Origin of the sequence: Streptomyces capoamus (genome assembly GCF_014654935.1) — a bacterium.
GTDB classification, from domain to species: Bacteria; Actinomycetota; Actinomycetes; order Streptomycetales; family Streptomycetaceae; genus Streptomyces; species Streptomyces capoamus.
The window spans coordinates 259,182-274,331 of the sequence record NZ_BNBF01000010.1 but is presented as its reverse complement, the minus strand read 5'-3'; the positions used below and the strand labels follow the sequence as shown (position 1 = coordinate 274,331).

Sequence of the window (15,150 nt, the reverse complement as noted above, 5' to 3'; positions counted from 1 at the left end):
CACCCGTCTTGTAGAAGCGGGTGGGGGGCTGGAAGAGGTGCCGGGACAGCTCCACGGTCGGGTCGAGGAGTTCCCGGAAGCCCTTGACGTCCCCGGTGTCCAGGATCCGTACCGCCTGCGCGGCGAGCGGGCCGAGCGGGTCGAAGACGCCGAGCAGGGCGTGGCTGAAGCCCTGGTCGTCGCCCGCGATCAGCTCGGGGTAGTGGAAGTCGTCGCCGGTGTAGCAGCGCACGCCCCGCGGCAGCCGGCGTCTGAGGTCTATCTCGCGCCGGGCGTCCAGCAGGGAGATCTTGACGCCGTCGACCTTGTCGGGGTGGGCGCCGATGACCTCCAGGAAGGTGTCGGTGGCCGTGTCGAGGTCGGCCGAGCCCCAGTAGCCCTCCAGGGCCGGGTCGAACATGGGGCCCAGCCAGTGCAGGATCACCGGTTCGGCGGCCTGGCGCAGCAGGTGGCCGTAGACCTCCAGGTAGTCCTCGGGGCCCCGCGCCGCCGCGGCCAGGGCGCGGGACGCCATCAGGACGGCCCGGGCGCCGGTCTCCTCGACGACGGCGAGCTGTTCCTCGTAGGCCGCGCGGACCTCGTGGGTGGTCGCCGGGCCGGTCAGCTGGTCGGTGCCGGCACCGCAGGCGATCGTGCCGCCGGCCGCCCGGGCCTCGGCGGCGCTGCGCCGGATCAGTTCGGCGGCGCCCGCCCAGTCCAGGCCCATTCCGCGCTGGGCGGTGTCCATGGCCTCGGCGACGCCGAGTCCGTGCGACCACAGGTGGCGGCGGAAGGCGAGGGTGGCGTCCCAGTCGACGGCGGCGGGGGAGTCCGGGGACACGTCGGCGTACGGGTCGGCGACGACGTGGGCCGCGGAGAAGACCGTACGGGAGGTGAAGGGGGTGCCGGCGGGGAAGGCCGGCGGCTCGGTGCGGGGCTCGTAGGCGCGCAGGGTGCCGTCCGGCGCGGGGAGGCGGAGGGTCACAGGGCGATCTCCGGTACGTCGATGCGGCGGCCCTCGGCGGAGGACCTCAGGCCCAGTTCGGCGAGCTGCACGCCGCGGGCGCCGGCCAGCAGGTCCCAGTGGTAGGGGGCGTCGGCGTACACGTGCTTGAGGAACAGCTCCCACTGGGCCTTGAAGCCGTTGTCGAACCCGGTGTTGTCGGGCACCTCCTGCCACTGGTCGCGGAAGACCTCGCTGGCGGGGAGGTCGGGGTTCCACACGGGCTTGGGGGTGGCGCTGCGGTGCTGGACGCGGCAGGTGCGCAGGCCGGCGACGGCGGAGCCCTCGGTGCCGTCGACCTGGAACTCCACGAGTTCGTCGCGGTGGACGCGGACCGCCCAGGAGGAGTTGATCTGGGCGACGGCGCCGCCCTCCAGCTCGAAGATGCCGTAGGCGGCGTCGTCGGCGGTGGCGTCGTAGGGCTTGCCCTGTTCGTCCCAGCGCTGCGGGATGTGGGTGGTGGCGAGGGCCTGGACGGACGTCACGCGGCCGAACAGTTCGTGCAGGACGTATTCCCAGTGCGGGAACATGTCGACGACGATGCCGCCGCCGTCCTCGGCCCGGTAGTTCCAGGAGGGGCGCTGGGCGGGCTGCCAGTCGCCCTCGAAGACCCAGTAGCCGAACTCGCCGCGCACGGAGAGGATCCGGCCGAAGAAGCCGCCGTCGACGAGCCGCTTCAGCTTCAGCAGGCCCGGCAGGAAGATCTTGTCCTGGACGACGCCGTGCTTGACGCCTTTGTCGTGGGCGAGGCGGGCGAGGGCGAGGGCGCCGTCGAGGCCGGTGGCGGTGGGTTTCTCGGTGTAGACGTGCTTGCCGGCCGCGATGGCCTTGGTGAGGGCCTCCGCGCGGGCGGAGGTGACCTGGGCGTCGAAGTAGAGGTCGATGTCCGGGTCGGCGAGGACGGCGTCCAGGTCGGTGGAGACGTGGTCGAGTCCGTGCCGTTCGGCGATCTCGCGCAGGGCGTGTTCGCGGCGGCCGAGCAGGACCGGTTCGGGCCAGAGCACGGTGCCGTCGCCGAGGTCGAGGCCGCCCTGTTCGCGCAGGGCGAGGATCGACCGGACGAGGTGCTGGCGGTAGCCCATGCGCCCGGTCACACCGTTCATGGCGATACGCACCGTCTTGCGTGTCACGTGGGTCCCCTTCGTGGGCCGGCGGAGCAAGCGTTGCAGCAAGCGCTTTCTACCAGGAGAAGCTAGCCTCTCGGCGGGGTCCGTACAAGACCGTGTCCGCTTCGAGTTGTTCGAGGGGGCGAACAACCGGGGGCCGTGGCCGTAAGGTCTGCTCGGAACCACGACGTGTGCCCGGCTGTCTACGAGGGCGTACGACATGACGCGTGACCGGAGGACGACGAGATGACGGTGACCCTGGCGGACGTGGCGGCCCGCGCCCAGGTCTCCCCCGCGACGGTGTCGCGCGTGCTGAACGGCAACTACCCGGTCGCCGCGTCGACGCGCGAGCGGGTGCTGCGGGCGGTGGACGAGCTGGACTACGTCCTCAACGGTCCCGCGAGCGCCCTCGCGGCCGCCACCTCGGACCTGGTCGGCATCCTCGTCAACGACATCGCCGACCCGTTCTTCGGCATCATGGCGAGCGCGATCCAGGCCGAGATCGGCGGGCCGGGCGGCCGCGCGGGCGGCGAGCGCCTGGCGGTCGTCTGCAACACCGGCGGCTCCCCCGAGCGCGAACTGACCTACCTCACGCTGCTCCAGCGGCAGCGGGCCGCGGCCGTGGTGCTGACCGGCGGGGCCGTGGAGGAGGCGCCGCACGCGGCGGCGGTCGCGGGGAAGCTGCGCAAGCTGGCGGACGCCGGGACCCGGGTGGTGCTGTGCGGGCGCCCGCCGGCGCCGGACACCCGGGCCGTCGCCCTCACCTTCGACAACCGGGGCGGCGCCCGCGCGCTGACCGACCACCTGATCGGCCTCGGCCACCGCCGGCTCGGCTACATCGCCGGCCCCGGGGAACGCACCACCACCCGGCACCGGCTGGAGGGCCACCGCGCCGCGCTCGCGGCGGCCGGCATCGAGGAGGACCCGCGCCACACGGTCCACGGCCGCTACGACCGCCGCTCCGGTTACGAGGCCACGCTGGAGCTGCTGCGCCGCGACCCCTCCCTGACGGCGATCGTCGCCGCGAACGACTCCGTCGCGCTCGGCGCCTGCGCCGCGCTGCGCGAGTCCGGCCTGCGCATCCCCGAGGACGTCTCGGTGGCCGGCTTCGACGACCTGCCCTTCAGCATCGACGCGGTGCCGTCCCTGACGACGGTCCGGCTGCCGCTGTCGGAGGCGGGGGCCCGGGCCGGCCGTGTCGCGATGGGCCGGGAGGAGCCGCCGCCCGGCGGTATCGCCTCGGTGCGGGGGGAGTTGATGGTGCGGGGCTCCTCCGGGGTGCCGCGGGAGTAGGGCGCGCACGCCCTGGCGGCGCGGACGGCACCGATGAGTTCCCGGGCCGCCGGCCGTCTGCACCGTCGTCAGCAACGGAACACTCTTCGAGGAGCCGCCCCATGCATGTCGTCGTCACCGAGTTCATCAGTCTCGACGGAGTCGTGCAGGCCCCGGGCGGGCCGGACGAGGACACCGACGGGGGTTTCGCGCACGGGGGCTGGTCGCATCCGTTCTTCGACCCCGAGGTGGTCGGCGGGGCGTTCGCCGCGGGACTGGAGCGCGCCGAGGCGCTGCTGTACGGGCGGCGGACGTACCGGACGATGGCCGCGGCCTGGCCGGAGCGCGCGGGCGACCCGTTCGCCGACCGGCTCAACTCCTTGCGCAAGTACGTCGTCTCCGACACCCTCCGGGACGACGAGCTGAGCTGGGTGAACACCGTGCGGATCCCGGGTGCCGAGGCCCTGGGGAAGGTGCGGGAGCTGCGGGCCGCCGGGGGCGGGGACCTGGCGGTGATGGGCAGCCCCACGCTGGTGCGGGCGCTGATCGGGGCCGGGCTGGTGGACGAGTTGCGGCTCGTGGTCATGCCGGTGCTGCTCGGCGGCGGCAAGTCGGTCTTCCCGGCGGACGGGGGCAGGCGGACCTGGGAACTGGTGTCGTCGGCCACCGCGAAGTCCGGGGCGCAGGTGAACGTGTACCGGCCGGCCGGGCAGCGGGCGTAGGCGCGGACGCCGACGCACGGACCGCCCCGAGCGGCCCGGCCGGGGCGGGAGCGAGTAGGGTCCGTGACCATGAAGCTGGCGTTCTCCACTCTCGGTGTCCCCGGCCTTCCCGTCCCGGAGGTCCTCGCGCTCGCGACCACCCACGGCTACCACGGCGTCGAGCTGCGCGCCCATCCCGAGGAGCCGGTGCACCCGGGCCTGTCCCCCGCCGAACGTGCCGCGACCGCGGCCCTGTTCCGGGGCGCCGGCGTCGAGGTGCTCGGCCTCGCCGGGTACACGCGGGTCGCCGCTCCCGGCGAGGACGCGCCGGTGCTGGCGGAGATCCGGGACCTGCTGCAACTGGCGCACGACCTGGGCGCCCCCTTCGTCCGGGTCCTGCCCGGCGCCGATCCGGACCGGCCCGGCGAGGAGTCGGACGCGATCGCCGCCCGGCGGCTCGGCACCGCCGCCGAGGACGCCTCCGCGCTGGGCGTGCGGATCCTGCTGGAGACCCACGACTCGCACCGCACCGGCGCCGACGCCATCCGGATCCTCGGCCCGGTGGGGCACCGGCAGGCCGGCGCGCTGTGGGATGTGATGCACACCTGGCTGGGCGGTGAGCAGCCCTCGGAGACGTACGCGGCCCTCGCCCCGCACCTGGGGTACGTACAGGTCAAGGACATCGCCTCCGCCGAGGACACCACCCCGCTGCCGCTGGGCACGGGCGTGCTGCCGCTCACCGAGTGCGTCGACGTGCTGTCCCGGCAGGGCTGGGACTGGCTGTGCTGGGAGTACGAGAAGCGCTGGTACGAGGAGGCCGCGCCGCTCGCGGAGCTGCTCGGCGCCGGCCGCGAGCACCTGGCACGGCTGCTGGGCGAGGCGGCCTGACCTCGGCCCCGGGCGGGAAAACCGGCTGACGATTGCGGGGTCCCGCGGATACCCTCCCCCGGTGATCCCGCCCTCGGGGGCGTGCGCCCCCTCCCGGTCATGAGCCTCGCCCGCTCGCTCATCGACGTACGGCCACTGCGCACCTCCCCCGTCTTCCGGCGGCTGCTGATCGGCCGGACCGTGTCCGTGCTCGGCGGGTTCATGACCATGGTGACGGTCATGTACCAGGTCTGGGACATGACCGGCAGCACCGCCTGGACCGGCGGGGTGGGCCTGGCGCAGGCGCTGCCGCTGGTGGTGTTCGGGCTGTTCGCCGGGGCCCGGGCCGACCGGGCGGACCGGCGCCGGGTCTTCCTCGGCGCGACCGTCGGCCAGGCGGCCTGCTCGCTGCTGCTGGCCGTGCAGGGCTTCACCGGGCACGTGCCGGTGGCGGCCGTACTGCTGCTCGTCGCCGTGCAGTCGGCCTTCGGCGCGCTCGGCGCGCCGGCCGCCGGGGTCTTCGTACCGCGGCTGCTGCCCAAGGAGCAGGTGGCCGCCGGGCTGGCCCTGCAACAGGTCTCCGGTCAGTCGATGATGCTGCTCGGTCCGGCCTTGGCCGGGCTGCTGCTGGGCTGGTTCGGCATCGGCGTCTGCTACCTGCTGGACGCCCTCAGCTTCGGTCTCGCCTTCTACGGCGCCCGCGGGCTGCCCGCGCTGCCGCCGCAGGGCGAGCCGTCGCGGGCCGGGGTGCACGGGGTGCTGGACGGGCTGCGGTTCCTGGCCGGGCACCGGGTGGTGCGGGGGGCGCTGGTCACCGACCTGGCGGCGACCGTGCTCTCGTTCCCGGTGAGCCTGTTCCCGCTGGTCAACGCCGAGCGGTTCGGCGGTGACCCGCGCACCCTCGGTCTGTTCCTGTCGGCGCTGGCGGTGGGCGGGATCGCGGCGACCGCGCTGTCCGGTCCGCTGACCCGGCTCGCCCGGCCGGGCCCGGTGATGCTGTGCGCGTCCGCCGCCTGGGGCGGCGCGCTGGTCCTGTTCGGTCTGGCCCGCAGCCCCTGGCTGGGTCTGGCCCTGCTCGCGCTGGCCGGCGCGGCGGACGCCACGGCGGTGGTCTGCCGCTCCACGATCGTGCAGACCCGGACCCCGGACGCGCTGCTCGGCCGGGTCACGGCGGCCGAGCAGATCGTCGGCCAGGCGGGCCCGAGCCTGGGCAACGTGCGCGGCGGTCTGCTGGCCGGCTGGACCTCGGGCACGGCCGCCCTGCTCAGCGGGGGCCTGCTGTGCGTCCTGGCGGTGGCGGCGGTCGCCGCGACGACACCCGAACTGCGCGAGCGGACCCGGGCCGGCCAGGAGGTGTCCTCCGGACGGGGCGGGCGCCGGCGTGCTCCGGAGGACGCTTCCTAGCGGGGCGTCGGCGGAGTCGTGTTCCTAGCGGGGCGTCAGCGGGGTCGTGCCGTCGACGCACCAGTCCAGGACCGCCGGCCAGGAGCCGTACCCGGCGTCCAGGTCGAGGTGGGCGGCGCCGGGCAGGATGTCGGCGGGGATGCCGAGCGGCTCGGCGAAGAGCGGGCCCGCGCCCTCCGGGCAGTACGGGTCGTCGTCGCCCGCGACCAGCCGGGCCGGCCCGGGCAGGGTGAAGTCGAGCGCGGGCGGGGCGAAGGCGGCCACCTCCGAGTAGCGGGTGAGGACGGAACCGGAGGGCGGGGCGACGAGCAGCACCCGGTCCGCGTACCCCAGCTGCTTCATGCCCCGGGCGGCGGCGTGCAGCCACAGCACGCAGGACAGGCTGTGCGCCACCACGACCCGTTCGCCCGACGCGTCCGACTCCTCCAGGTGGCGGGCGAGTTCGGTGAGCCAGACGTCCAGGTCGGGGTCGTCGGCGTCGGGCAGCTGCGGGTAGGCGACCCGGTGCCCGGCGGCGGCGAGCCGGTCGGCGAGCCAGTGCTGCCAGTGCGGCTCGGGACGGTGGTTCTGCCAGCCGTGCAGGAGGAGGTACGAGCGTGGGGTCATGCCGGTGATCCTCTCCCGCCGGTCCCCGCGGGTCCAGGGCCGGCGGCTGCCCCGATACGGGCGGTACGGGGCCGGACGCGCCCCGGGAATGCGCGGCGGGCGGCCCCTTCGTGGTTACTGTGCATTCCCTTGACGGAAAGAAACTTCCCGGATATTGGTGACTCCTCGGAAGTTTCCTTCAGCGGTTCTCCTCTGGAAGGAGCGCACGTGCACGACACCAGCACGGGAAACACCGCACGGCCGTCCAGACGCGCCGTCCTCACCGCCACCGCGGGCCTCACGGCCGCGCTGACCGTACCTGCGACCGCCCACGCCGCCACCCCGGGCGACCGCCGGCTGCGCGCCCTGATCTCCCGCATGACCCTGGAGGAGAAGGTCGGCCAGCTCTTCGTGATGCGGGTCTACGGCCATTCCGCCACCGACCCCGACCAGGCCGACATCGACGCCAACCTCAAGGAGATCGGCGTCCGCACCGCCGCCGAGCTGGTCGCGAAGTACCGCGTCGGCGGCATCATCTACTTCACCTGGGCGCACAACACCCGCGACCCGCACCAGATCGCCGCCCTGTCCGACGGCATCCAGCGGGCCTCGCTGGACCAGCCGCGCGGTCTGCCCGTGCTCATCGCCACCGACCAGGAGCACGGGGCGGTCTGCCGGATCGGCAGGCCCGCCACCCTCTTCCCCGGAGCCATGGCGATCGGCGCGGGCGGCTCCCGCTCCGACGCGCGCGCCCTGGGCCGGATCTCGGGCGCCGAGCTGCGCGCGATGGGCATCAACCAGGACTACTCCCCCGACGCCGACGTGAACGTCAACCCGGCCAACCCGGTCATCGGCGTCCGCTCCTTCGGCGCCGACCCGGAGGCGGTCGCCGAGCTGGTCGCCGCCGAGGTGAGGGGCTACCAGGCGGCCCGGGTCGCGGCTACCGCCAAGCACTTCCCGGGTCACGGGGACACCACCGTCGACAGCCACTACGGCTTCCCGGTCATCACGCACAGCAGGGAGCTGTGGGAGGAGCTGGACGCGGTGCCGTTCCGGGCCGCGATCCGGGCGGGCATCGATTCGGTCATGACCGCGCACATCCAGTTCCCGGCCCTGGACGGCTCCGGCGACCCGGCGACCCTGTCGCGGCCGATCGTCACCGGCATCCTGCGCGGGGAACTCGGCTACGACGGGGTCGTGATCACCGACTCCCTCGGCATGCAGGGCGTGCGCACCAAGTACGGCGACGACCGGGTGCCGGTGCTCGCCCTGCAGGCCGGCGTGGACCAGCTGCTCAACCCGCCGTCGCTGGACGTGGCCTGGAACGCGGTGCTGGCGGCCGTGCGCGGGGGCGAGCTGACCGAGGCCCGGCTGGACGAATCGATCCTGCGCATCCTGCGGCTGAAGGCCCGGCGGGGGCTCTTCGACGACCCCTGGGCCGACCCGGCGGGCGTCGACGGCACGGTGGGCACCCCGGCCCACCTGGCCAGGGCCGGGCGCATCGCCGAACGCACCACCACCCTGCTGGTCAACGAGGACGGCACGCTGCCCCTCGACCGCCGCCGGCAGCACCGGCTCCTGGTCGTCGGCGCCGACCCCGCCTCGCCGTCCGGCACCACCGGCCCGCCCACCGGCGTCCTGGCCGCCGCCCTCACCGAGCTGGGCTTCACCGCCACGGCCCTGTCCACCGGCACCGCCCCCTCGGCGGCGACCGTCGACAAGGCGGTCGCCGCCGCCCAGGACGCGGACGCCGTGGTGGTGGCCACCTACAACGTGACCGCGTCCAGCACCCAGCGCACCCTGGTGGAGCGCCTGCTGGGCACCGGCCGGCCGGTGGTCGCGGTGGCCGTCCGCAACCCGTACGACGTCGCGCAGCTGCCTGCCGTCCCGGCCTGCCTGGCCACGTACTGCTGGACGGACGTCGAACTGCGCGCCGCCGCACGGGTGCTCGCGGGCCGGGTGCGGCCCCGCGGGAGGCTGCCGGTGCCGGTGCAGCGGGCGGACGACCCGGCCCGGGTGCTGTACCCGATCGGGTACGGACTGACGTACTGACCCGCCGGCCGGCGCTCAGGGGCGCAGCGTCGGCTCCCGCTCCGCGTCCCGTACGTCGAGCTTCGCGTCGTACGGGGCCAGCGGCTTCGCCCGGGACACGGTGGACGGGGAGAGACCCGCCCAGTCCAGGACGCGGGCCGTGGCGAGGGCCTTCTGGTCCGGGGTCAGGCCCGCCACGTTCGCTCCGTGGTTCATGCCGGGTGCCGTGAAGACATAGGAGTCGCGGGCGCCCGCGCCGAGACGGAAGCGTTCCGAGCCCCAGGGGTCGTTCTGGCCGTAGACGAAGAGCATGTGGTCGGCGTGGTGGCGGACCCAGGTGTCCACGTCCCGCATGGCGTGCGGCTGGAAGCGCATCGGGATGGAGCGGGGGACGAAGTTGCGCGGGGGCTGGTAGCCGTAGCGGATCAGCTTCCGCTCGATGTGGGGGAAGTGGATCGTCGGGGCGCCCAGCTGCGTGCCCGCCTGGTAGTAGTACGGGGTGTACGTCTCCAGGCCCTGGTCGGTGTAGGCGGAGAAGCCGGAGATCGTGTCGACGGAGGCCCAGATCTCGTCGTCCGTGGCGGTCGTGGCGTCCGCCGGGACGGTGTCGCAGTCCTTCAGCAGGCTGTACTGCCAGAAGCCCCACACGTAGTCGAGGACGACCGCCTCGTAGGCCTTGTCGAGGCCGCCGATGGTGCCGAAGGTGTAGCCCTTCTCGGCGGCGTAGGCCGCGTACTTCTTCTCCAGCCGGGCGCGGCGCACCAGTGCCTCCCGCTGGACGGCGTTCAGCCGGTCCCGGCACTCCTGGGTGCCGACCCGCTCGAAGAAGCGGTCGTACGCCGAGTCCTCTTTGTTCACCACGTCGTTCGGGGCGACGTAGGCCACCACGCCGTCCATGTCGCGGGGGTAGAAGCGCTCGTAGTAGGTGGCCGTCATGCCGCCCTTGGAGCCGCCGGTGGCCAGCCAGTTGGCGGAGTAGACCGGCTTCAGGGCCTCGTACACGCGGTGCTGGTCGCTCGCCGCCTGCCAGATGTCCAGCTTGGACCAGTCGGCCGGGGCGGGCCGGGACGGGGTGAAGAAGCGGTACTCCAGGGAGACCTGGTTGCCGTCCACGATCTGGGTGGGCTCGCGCCGCGACGGGGTGGTGGAGACGTTGTAGCCGCTGGTGTAGAAGACCGTCGGGCGGGTCACGTCCTTGTGCAGCACGGTGATGCGCTGCTGGAAGGTGCCCCGGTCCGGATGGCGGTGGTCGACCGGCTGGGTGTAGTTCAGGACGAAGTAGCGGTAGCCGGGGTACGGCTTCTCCTGGACCAGGCTCATGCCGGGTATCGACAGCAGCCGGTCCTTGATGTCGGTGGGCTCGGGCTCCGCGGCGGTGGCCGCGCCGGCCGCCGTGCTCAGCGTGCCTATGAGGACCGTGAGCGCCAGCAGCCATCTGAGCGCCTTGCGCATGCGCACTCTCCCCTGTGAGACAGATGTCCGCCGGAAGTTATCCCAGCAACTTGTCTCGCACCAGGGGTGATTGAGTGCTCCTCAGCACAGGATCCAGCCCGAGCTGGTCGCGTACCGGCCCACCGCGCCCTTGATCCAGACGCAGCGGTGGCCGGCGTGCACGGTCACCGGGCCGGCGTGGTACCGGTAGCGGCCCTTGTCGACGACCGGGCGGTTGCCGCGGGCCTGGACGCTGACCGACATGGTCCGGGCGGCGCCGGGGTTCCGCGGCACGGTCACGGCACAGACGTAGGCGTTGCTCTGGTAGACGTGGGTGACGCCCGTCTTGAACGGCAGGGTCCTCACCTCCCGTCCGGCGCAGCCGCCGGCCGCTCCCGCCGCCTGCGCGGCCCCCGTCGCCGTGAACGTGAACGCCCCGGACACGGCCAGCACGGCCGCGCCGAGCGCCAGTCGCCTGCGCAGTCGCCGGCCCCTCGCACCACTGTCCACTGTCGTCCTCCCCGTCATCGAACACGATCCCCTGTGCCCGTACTGATGTACGGACGCACGAGTGTGTCGGATGGTTGCACGACCGTCAGCGATGCATACCGGCCGGGGGTCCTCAGCGGGACGCGCCGACCGGCTCCTCCGGCTCGGACCGGCCGACGAAGGTCCGCCACAGCTCGGCGTACCGGCCGCCGCGGGCGAGCAGCTCCTCGTGGGTGCCGTCCTCCGCGACCCGGCCGCGGTCCATCACCACCACCCGGTCCGCACGGGCCGCGGTGGTGAGGCGGTGCGCGACGACCAGCGTGGTGCGGCGGCCCGCCAGCCGGTCGGTGGCCTGGTTGACCTGGGCCTCGGTGGCCAGGTCCAGGGCGGCCGTGGCCTCGTCCAGCAGCAGGATGTCGGGGTCGACCAGTTCGGCGCGGGCCAGGGCGATCAGCTGGCGCTGGCCGGCCGAGAGGTTGCGGCCGCGCTCGGCGACCTCGTGCAGGTAGCCGCCCTCCAGGGTGGCGATCATCTCGTGCGCGCCGACCGCGCGGGCCGCCGCCTCCACCTGGGCGTCGGTGGCGTCGGGGCGGCCGTAGGCGATGGCGTCGCGGACGGTGCCCGGGAAGAGGTACGCCTCCTGCGGCACGACCCCGAGCCGGTGCCGGTACGCGGTGAGGTCCAGGGCGCGCAGGTCAGTGCCGTCGGCCGTGACCCGCCCGGTGGTCGGGTCGTAGAACCGCGCGACCAGTTTGACCAGGGTCGACTTGCCGGCGCCCGTCTCACCGACGAACGCCACCGTCTGCCCGGCCGGGATCGTCAGGTCGACGCCGGACAGTGCCTCCTCCTCGTCGCCGTAGGCGAAGTGCACGCCCTCGAAGGCGATGTCGCCGCGCAGGGACAGCACGTCGAGGGGCTCGGCGGCGGACCGCGTGGACGTCGGCTCGCGCAGCAGCTCCTGGATGCGGCCCAGCGAGACCGTGGCCTGCTGGTAGCCGTCGAAGACCTGGGACAGCTGCTGGACCGGCGCGAAGAACAGGTCGATGTACAGCAGGTACGCCACCAGGGCGCCCGTGGTCAGCGTGGCCGCCTGCACCCGGCCCGCGCCCGCGACCAGCACGGCCGCCGCGGCGACGGAGGACAGCAGCTGCACGAACGGGAAGTAGACCGATATCAGCCACTGGCCGCGGATACGGGCGCTCCGGTAGCCGTCGCTGCGCTCGGCGAACCGGCGTCCGCCGTCCCGCTCCCGCCGGAAGGCCTGCACGATCCGCAGCCCGGCCACGGTCTCCTGGAGGTCGGCGTTCACCGCGGAGACCCGCTCGCGGGCGAGTTCGTACGCCTTCACGCTCGCCCGGCGGAAGAAGAAGGTGGCCAGGAACAGCGGGGGCAGGGTCGCGAAGACGACCAGCGCGAGCTGGAGGTCCAGGACCAGCAGGGCGGCCATGATCCCGAAGAAGGTGACGACCGACACGAACGCGGTGACCAGACCGGTCTGCAGGAAGGTGGACAGCGCGTCGACGTCGGTCGTCATCCGGGTCATGATCCGGCCGGTCAGCTCGCGCTCGTAGTAGTCCAGGCCGAGCCGCTGGAGCTGCGCGAAGATCTTCAGCCGCAGCGTGTACAGCACGCGTTCGCCGGTACGGCCGGTCATCCGGGTCTCGCCGATCTGCGCGGCCCACTGCACCAGCACGGTCAGCAGGGCGAGCAGCGAGGCCGACCACACCGCGCCGATCGCCGCCTTGGTCACGCCCGAGTCGATGCCGTGCCGGATCAGCACCGGCAGCAGCAGGCCCGCGCCCGCGTCCACGGCCACCAGCAGCAGGCTGACCAGCAGGGGCGCACCGAAGCCGCGCAGCAGACGGCGCAGACCGTAGGAGTCCTCGGGCAGGACCGCGCGGCCCTCGTCGATGTCGGGCGTTTCGGTGGCCGGGGGCAGCGCCTCCACCTGGGCGAGCAGCTCCGGGGTCGCCGGGGTGCCGGACAGCGCGGTGTCCTTGGGCGCGCGGTCGCCGGTCCACAGCCGCGGGGTCACCCCGCGCTCGGCGTCGAACTCTGCGTCCAGCTCGTCCCGGACGGAGGTGTCCTCCCGCGGCTCGGCCGGGCGGGCGTGGCCCGGGGAGACCGCGCCCAGCTCGTCGGGGTCGGTGAGCAGCCGGCGGTACAGGGCTGAACGTTCCTGCAGCTCCTCGTGGGTACCGAGGTCGGCGAGCCTGCCGCCGTCGAGGACGGCGATGCGGTCGGCGAGGTTCAGGGTGGAGCGGCGGTGGGCGATGAGCAGGGTCGTACGGCCGCGCATCACGTCCGCCAGCGCCTCGTGGATCTCGTGCTCGACCCGGGCGTCCACGGCCGAGGTGGCGTCGTCCAGGACCAGCAGGCGCGGGTCGGTGAGCAGGGCGCGGGCGAGTGCGACGCGCTGGCGCTGGCCGCCGGAAAGGGTCAGGCCCTGCTCGCCGACCTTGGTGTCGTAGCCGTCGGGCAGCTCCCTGATGAAACGGTCCGCCTGGGCGGCGCGGGCGGCGGCCTCGATCTCCTCCTGGGTGGCGTCCGGGCGGCCGTAGGCGATGTTGCTGCGGACGGTGTCGGAGAAGAGGAACGAATCCTCCGGGACCAGGCCGATCGCGGCCCGTAGCGAGTCCAGGGTCAGCTCGCGCACGTCGTGGCCGCCGATCAGGACGGCGCCGTGCGTGACGTCGTAGAAACGCGGCAGGAGCAGGGAGAGGGTGGACTTGCCGGAACCGGAGGAGCCGACGACGGCGAGGGTCTCCCCGGGCCGGATCTCGAAGCTGAGCCCGTCCAGCACGGGACGCTCGTGGTCGTAGCCGAAGGACACGTCGTCGAACTCGACGGTCGCGGGCGCGTCGGCCGGCAGCTCCTTCGTGCCGTCCGCCAGGGTGGGCTCGGTGTCGATCAGCTCCAGGACGCGTTCGGTGCCAGCCCGGGCCTGCTGGCCGACCGTGAGGACCATCGCGAGCATCCGGACCGGGCCGACCAGCTGGGCCAGGTAGGTGGAGAAGGCGACGAAGGTGCCGAGCGTGATGTGACCGCGTACGGCGAGCCAGCCGCCCAGCGCCAGCATGGCGACCTGGCCGAGCGCCGGGACGGCCTGGAGGGCGGGGGTGTACCTGCTGTTCAGCCGGATCGTGCGCAGGCGGCCCGCGAACAGGCGGCGGCCGACCTCGCGCAGCTTGTTCGTCTCCTGGTCCTCCTGCCCGAAGCCCTTCACCACGCGCACGCCGCTCACCGCGCCGTCGACCACGCCGGCCACGGCCGCCGCCTGCGCCTGGGCGTACCAGGTGGCGGGGTGCAGCCTGCTCCGGCTGCGCCGGGCGATCCAGCCGAGGGCGGGCGCGACGGCCAGGGCGACCAGGGTCAGCGGCAGCGACAGCCACGCCATGATCACCAGGGAGATCAGGAAGAGCAGGACGTTCCCGAGGGTCATCGGGAGCATGAAGAGCAGGCCCTGGATCAGCTGCAGATCGCTCGTGGCGCGGCCGACGACCTGCCCGGTGGACAGCTCGTCCTGGCGGCGGCCGTCCAGCCGGGTGATCGTGCCGTACATCTCGGTGCGCAGGTCGTGCTGGACGTCCAGGGCGAGCCGGCCGCCGTAGTAGCGGCGGACGTAGGTGAGGCCGTAGACGAGCAGGGCCGCGCCGACCAGGGCGCCGGCCCAGGGGGCCATGGCGCGCGTGCGGGCGTCGATCACGTCGTCGATGATCACCTTGGTGATCAGCGGGACGACGGCCAGGACGGCCATGCCGGCGAGCGACGAGCCGAGGGCCAGGACGACGTCCTTCGGATACCGCCAGGCGTACCCCGCCAGGCGTCGTGCCCATCCCCGTTGCGCTGCCACGCCGGTGCCTTCCGTTCGACCTGCTCTACCGGAACACTCCAACGCCGAAGGAAGCGGATTTCATCCCTCCGCAACAAAACGCTCCGCCGGGGTGGGGTGCGGGGTGCGGGCCGGGGCACCCAGGCCTGGACCCGGGCACGGGCACGGACCCGAGCCTGGACCCGAGCCCGGGCACGGACCCGGGCTCGGGTGGTGTCAGGTTCGGGGCGGTACGGCGACGAACGCCTCGCGGGGCGAGTCGGTCGGCCGGTAGCGGCTGACGCCCGGCGTGGACGGCACCAGGTCCTTATGGATCACCTGCGCCACGTTCTGGATCGTGGTGACGCCGTAGTCCATGGTGCTGTTGTCCTGCGTCAGTACGCTGATCATGTAGTCGTGGCCGGCGCCGTCGAACGTGCCCAGGCTGTGCACCCGCCAGCCGTGCGTGGC

11 protein-coding genes and 1 pseudogene are annotated in these 15,150 nt (G+C 73.5%); 5 read left to right on the top strand and 7 right to left on the bottom strand.

Going from position 1 to position 15,150, the window contains the following annotated elements; genetic code table 11:
* Both IE312_RS18500 and IE312_RS18495 read right to left on the bottom strand, forming a co-directional pair.
* Positions 1 to 964 (bottom strand): DUF993 family protein (locus IE312_RS18500; RefSeq protein WP_229900044.1); only part of this gene is annotated, 964 nt, incomplete at its 3' end.
* The gene (locus IE312_RS18495) at positions 961 to 2,112 is read right to left on the bottom strand and encodes a Gfo/Idh/MocA family protein (RefSeq protein WP_189983142.1); all 1,152 of its coding nucleotides are present in this window, start codon (positions 2,110 to 2,112) and stop codon (positions 961 to 963) included. The genes IE312_RS18495 and IE312_RS18500, both read right to left, overlap by 4 nt.
* Before the next feature lie 222 nt (positions 2,113 to 2,334).
* On the opposite strand from IE312_RS18495, the gene IE312_RS18490 reads away from it, so the two are divergent.
* The 4 genes from IE312_RS18490 to IE312_RS18475 all read left to right on the top strand — a co-directional run bounded on the left by IE312_RS18490 (position 2,335) and on the right by IE312_RS18475 (position 6,332).
* Entirely contained in the window at positions 2,335 to 3,381 is a 1,047-nt protein-coding gene (locus IE312_RS18490; RefSeq protein ID WP_189983140.1) for a LacI family DNA-binding transcriptional regulator, read from the top strand.
* Positions 3,382 to 3,482: 101 nt separating this feature from the next.
* Positions 3,483 to 4,082, top strand: coding sequence for a dihydrofolate reductase family protein (locus IE312_RS18485; protein ID WP_189983138.1), 600 nt, complete (start codon positions 3,483 to 3,485; stop codon positions 4,080 to 4,082).
* A 69-nt stretch (positions 4,083 to 4,151) separates the two neighbouring features.
* A complete protein-coding gene (locus IE312_RS18480) occupies positions 4,152 to 4,949 on the top strand; it encodes a sugar phosphate isomerase/epimerase family protein (RefSeq protein ID WP_189983173.1) in 798 nt (265 codons plus the stop codon).
* A gap of 99 nt (positions 4,950 to 5,048) precedes the next feature.
* Entirely contained in the window at positions 5,049 to 6,332 is a 1,284-nt protein-coding gene (locus IE312_RS18475) for an MFS transporter (protein ID WP_229900042.1), read from the top strand.
* A gap of 24 nt (positions 6,333 to 6,356) precedes the next feature.
* Here the strand turns inward: IE312_RS18475 and IE312_RS18470 are convergent, their stop codons facing one another.
* Positions 6,357 to 6,938 carry an RBBP9/YdeN family alpha/beta hydrolase gene (locus IE312_RS18470; protein ID WP_189983136.1) on the bottom strand — a complete coding sequence of 194 codons (582 nt, stop codon included), beginning with the start codon at positions 6,936 to 6,938 and terminating at the stop codon, positions 6,357 to 6,359.
* A gap of 207 nt (positions 6,939 to 7,145) precedes the next feature.
* On the opposite strand from IE312_RS18470, the gene IE312_RS18465 reads away from it, so the two are divergent.
* A complete protein-coding gene (locus IE312_RS18465) occupies positions 7,146 to 8,969 on the top strand; it encodes a glycoside hydrolase family 3 protein (protein ID WP_189983129.1) in 1,824 nt (607 codons plus the stop codon).
* Positions 8,970 to 8,984: 15 nt separating this feature from the next.
* On the opposite strand, the gene IE312_RS18460 is transcribed toward IE312_RS18465, so the two are convergent.
* The 4 genes and pseudogenes from IE312_RS18460 to IE312_RS40740 form a co-directional block, all read right to left on the bottom strand.
* Positions 8,985 to 10,400 carry a S28 family serine protease gene (locus IE312_RS18460; RefSeq protein ID WP_189983126.1) on the bottom strand — a complete coding sequence of 472 codons (1,416 nt, stop codon included), beginning with the start codon at positions 10,398 to 10,400 and terminating at the stop codon, positions 8,985 to 8,987.
* Between the two features lie 81 nt (positions 10,401 to 10,481).
* Positions 10,482 to 10,889, bottom strand: coding sequence for a hypothetical protein (locus IE312_RS18455; RefSeq protein WP_229900040.1), 408 nt, complete (start codon positions 10,887 to 10,889; stop codon positions 10,482 to 10,484).
* 112 nt (positions 10,890 to 11,001) lie between these two features.
* On the bottom strand, positions 11,002 to 14,721 hold the full coding sequence (locus IE312_RS18450; protein WP_189983122.1) for an ABC transporter ATP-binding protein: 3,720 nt from the start codon (positions 14,719 to 14,721) through the stop codon (positions 11,002 to 11,004).
* Positions 14,722 to 14,916: 195 nt separating this feature from the next.
* Positions 14,917 to 15,150, bottom strand: a pseudogene (locus IE312_RS40740) (serine hydrolase); the annotation flags it as partial.